We start from the raw sequence: 4,291 nt of genomic DNA on the forward strand, positions 1-4,291 counted from the left end.
AGCCTTTTAAAGCATTTGTATCAACGGCTAAACTTTTCCAATCGTTTGGGAAGAAAGTTCTTAGAAGATCCCAATCTTCTCTCATCATGGCTTTATCCTCCTATAGAGTGATTAGCGGGATAATTAACATAAAAATACCATGATGAATAAAATTTGTCAATAAAACAAGTTAGCGCTTATGCCCCTGCACCCCCGCCAGCGGGGGAACATAGCTTGAACAGGAGCATACTTCCATATCATGGGTCATGGGTTGATCTCTTCAGGAGCGAACTGTATATGACTGACAGTGAGACAGCCTTCCCCTGCGGTAGAGATGTAAGATTTTGAGCACGTTTTTTTAAAAGCGAAAGAGTAGCGAAGAGTGAAAGAGATTCCCGAAAAAAAATTATCTGTTTTTGAGAAATATTTAACACTCTGGGTATTGCTGTGTATCGGTGCAGGCATTGTTTTGGGGAAGACAGCGCCGGGGGTTGCCTTCATGTTAGATTCCCTTGCGATATATGAAGTTTCTATTCCTATTGCCGTCTGCCTTTTTTTTATGATGTATCCTATTATGGTGAAGATAGACTTTGCGGAGGTTATAAAAGCAGGGAAGACACCCAAACCGGTTATTCTGACCCTGGTTATAAATTGGTGCATTAAACCGTTTACGATGTATCTCATCGCAACATTCTTTTTAGGATATATATTTAAAGATTATTTACCCGGCACAGAAATTATTAAAGACGGAAGCACGGTAGATATTTATCGTTCATATATATCCGGAGCTATCCTTTTAGGAATAGCCCCCTGTACGGCAATGGTTTTAATGTGGGGATATCTGGCAAGGGGCAATGACGGGCTAACCCTTGTTATGGTGGCAATAAATTCTTTGACCATGTTGGTTTTTTATGCCCCGCTGGGTGGTTTCTTATTAAAAGTGAACAAGATGCCTATCCCCTGGGAAACAATAGTGCTATCGGTTTTAATTTACGTTGCCCTTCCTCTGGTGTCGGGGTATTTTTCCAGAAAATGGATCATCAAAACGAAAGGGTTGGTGTGGTTTCAGCAAAAATTCTTACACTTCTTAACGCCCGTATCTATAACAGCGCTTCTGGCTACATTGGTTCTTTTATTTTCATTCAAGGGCGATGTGATTATTACTCAGAAACAAGCGATTCTTTTTATAGCAATCCCCCTTTTTATTCAAACCTGTTTTATCTTTGCAATAGGTTATGCGTTAGCAAGATTTTTCCGGTTAGCCTACAGGGATGCTGCGCCTGCTGCAATGATTGGAGCGAGCAATCATTTTGAAGTGGCGATTGCCACCTCAACAATGCTTTTTGGCCTATCGTCAGGGGCATCTTTGGCCACTGTTGTGGGTGTATTAATTGAGGTGCCTGTGATGCTCATGTTGGTTAAGATATGTCTTAAAACACAAAATTGGTTTAAATAACAGGTGCACGTCCTAAGGATTTGAAAAAGTTATACTTCAAAAAAGAGAGAAAATGAAACGTTCGATACAGAATATTGTTATTGATGCGATTGCCTTTGTTGGTTTTATCCTCTTAACCACCACCGGTATGTTGATGCACTATATCCTTCCTGCCGGGAGCAGGCGTTTTAAGACTATTTGTGGAATGGACAGGCACGAATGGGGTAACATCCATTTTTGGATTTCAGTCTTCTTCTTATGCTGTTTAGCGGTACATTTGTTTCTTCATTGGCGTTGGGTAGCGAATATTTTTATTGGCAAGTCACATGAAAGGTCAGGGTTACGTGTTGCATTGGTGATTATTGGATTCATAGGTGTGCTGGTATTTGCAATATCTCCTCTGTTAAGTCCGGTAAATGAAACAAATGTAGAAAGACAGGGGTGTGATTTATGTTTATCGCAGGATCATAAGAAGATTCAAGTACGGGGTGCAATGACATTTACCGAGGTCGCAGAAGAGTCGGAGGTTTCTGTTGAATATATTATTGAAAAACTTGGCCTGCCGGAAGATGTGGACAAAAAGGAACACTTAGGCAAATTGAGAAAAGAGTATGGATTTGAAATTGAGGATGTACGGCGCATTATTTGTGAATATAAAACGAAGCACCCATGAACGAATGTTCACACCAGTTTAGGATGAACGTATTGATGAATACGGTATTGGGAAGGGTATATTAGGAGATTAGGAGATCAGAAATGGGACCAAAACGCATGGTTATTATTGGCGCAGTAGCATCCGGGACAAAGACTGCCGCAAAGGCACGGAGAGAAGATCCGGATGCGGAGATAACGCTTATTACCGAAGAAGCGGATATTTCTTACGCTGCATGCGGCACGCCGTATTTTATCTCAGATATAATAAAGGATAGTTCCTCTCTCATAATAAGAACGCCTGATTATTTTCTCAAAATGTTGAATATAAATGTTTTGACGGAACACAGGGTTGAGGCAATTAATCCGGGCGGCAAGGATATTGCCGTCAGGAATCTCAAAACAAACAGTTCTGCTTTCCTCCCATATGATTTTCTTGTTTTGGCTACAGGCGCAAAGCCTTATGTTCCTGTGTGTGAAGGGGTAGAATCCGGGAATATATTTACCTTGCACAATATTAAGAGCGCAATGCGTATTAAATCGGTGTTGCAACAAAAAAAAATAGGGCACGCCATAATAGTAGGCGGTGGATTTATTGCATTGGAAATAGCTGAGAGCCTGATGGAATATGGAATAAAGGCCCATATTATTATTCGCCGCGAGCATATACTTTCTCACATTGACAAAAACATAGCGCTCCTTGTCCAAAACCATGTCAGGGCAAAGGGCGTGCATATACATGAAGATGATGAGGTGATAAAATATGAAGCCGATTCAGAAGGCAACGTTTCAAAGGTAATTACAAAAAAACAAACGCTTCCGGCAGAAATTGTGGTGCTTGCGACGGGAATTAAACCGAACGTAAGCCTTGCAAAAAATGCAGGAATAGCCATTGGACAAACGGGTGCAATACAGGTAAACGAAAGGCTTGAAACAAATATTCCCGATATTTATGCCGTTGGTGATTGTGTTGAAACGACACATATGGTAACAGGAAAACCCGTGTGGATACCTCTGGCGACAACAGCAAACAAGCAGGGGCGCATTGGCGGAATAAATATTTGCGGAGGAAACGATACCTTTCCCGGAGTGATGGGAACGTTTATTGTAAAAGTATTTGATTGGACAGTTGCTAAAACCGGCTTATCGGAGAAAGAGGCAATCAGGAATGGATTTGACGTCGTGTCTGTTATCGTTCCGTCCCATGACAAGCCCCATTATTATCCCGGTTCAAAGCTGATTATTGTTAAATTAATAGCAGAAAAGGGGAGCGGCATTTTGCTTGGAGCTGAAATTGCCGGGGAAGGTGTGGTTGACAAAAGGATTGATGTTGTTTCCGCCGCTTTGATGGGAAGGGTTACCGCCGGACAACTTTCAAAATATGACCTGTCGTATGCCCCGCCATATTCATCTCCTATGGACCCGCTTATAACGGCCGCAAACGTTTTGCGAAACAAGCTAGAGGGGAAAATCCAGAGCATATCGCCGCTTATTACTAAACAAAAGCTGGAGCGTAAGGATGATTTTGTTTTATTAGACGTCCGTACAAAGCATGAGCACGATAAAGGCCATATTGAAGGCAGCCTTCACATTCCATTAAACGAACTGAAATCAAGAAGCGGCGCATTGGATAAAACAAGAGAAATCATTACTTATTGCGGCGTTGGTTTAAGGGCGTCACAGGCTCATTTACTTTTAAAAACCGAAGGGTTTGAAAATGTAAAATTTATGGAAGGTAGCTTGTTGGCATGGCCTTATGCAATTGAAAAATAGAGTTTCTGCCAGGAGCATTCCCGATTTTTTGTAACCGTTTGTGTGATTGGGGCAAAACAACGCTGCAAGGGATGTGGCAAGCCTGTCCCCCCGCTGGCGGGGGATTAAGGGGGTGGAATTGTCTGCGGAAGAAATCTGGGAGGTTTATAACATGAATAGCCATAAGTTTTTATTCTCATTCCTGCGCTCTGCGGGAATGCATGTCACGAAACAGGATAAAATTGCCCATTTGACCAGTCTGCGCAGCGTGGGAAAGAGGGTCAAATTTGTTTTCATAATAAAGGGGTAGTTGTATCGACGGAGAAATCCAGTCCACCCCCTGCACCCATAAGCGCTAACTTGTTTTAGGTATGCTCGAAGTATTTTGATATCTGTGTTTTTCGGATTCTTGTATTTTCTGCTAAAGAACAAGCAATGTCATTCCAGCACTTAAGAACTTCCTGTAATGATAAC

The 4,291-nt window shown here is 41.9% G+C and carries 4 protein-coding genes; all 4 read left to right on the forward strand.

From position 1 onward, the window contains the following. Positions 1 to 361: 361 nt before the first annotated feature. The 4 genes from arsB (at position 362) to QZT26_RS16595 (ending at position 4,127) form a co-directional block, all read left to right on the forward strand. On the forward strand, positions 362 to 1,435 hold the full coding sequence (gene arsB / locus QZT26_RS16580) for an ACR3 family arsenite efflux transporter (RefSeq protein ID WP_169703817.1): 1,074 nt from the start codon (positions 362 to 364) through the stop codon (positions 1,433 to 1,435). Between the two features lie 52 nt (positions 1,436 to 1,487). Further along, on the forward strand, positions 1,488 to 2,087 hold the full coding sequence (locus QZT26_RS16585; protein WP_099323500.1) for a DUF4405 domain-containing protein: 600 nt from the start codon (positions 1,488 to 1,490) through the stop codon (positions 2,085 to 2,087). A gap of 83 nt (positions 2,088 to 2,170) precedes the next feature. After that, positions 2,171 to 3,838 carry an FAD-dependent oxidoreductase gene (locus tag QZT26_RS16590; protein ID WP_295103728.1) on the forward strand — a complete coding sequence of 556 codons (1,668 nt, stop codon included), beginning with the start codon at positions 2,171 to 2,173 and terminating at the stop codon, positions 3,836 to 3,838. Positions 3,839 to 3,884: 46 nt separating this feature from the next. Next, positions 3,885 to 4,127 carry a hypothetical protein gene (locus QZT26_RS16595; protein WP_099323498.1) on the forward strand — a complete coding sequence of 81 codons (243 nt, stop codon included), beginning with the start codon at positions 3,885 to 3,887 and terminating at the stop codon, positions 4,125 to 4,127. Positions 4,128 to 4,291: the final 164 nt, after the last annotated feature.

The organism is uncultured Candidatus Kuenenia sp., from assembly GCF_900696675.1.
Classification (GTDB): Bacteria; Planctomycetota; Brocadiia; order Brocadiales; family Brocadiaceae; genus Kuenenia; species Kuenenia stuttgartiensis_A.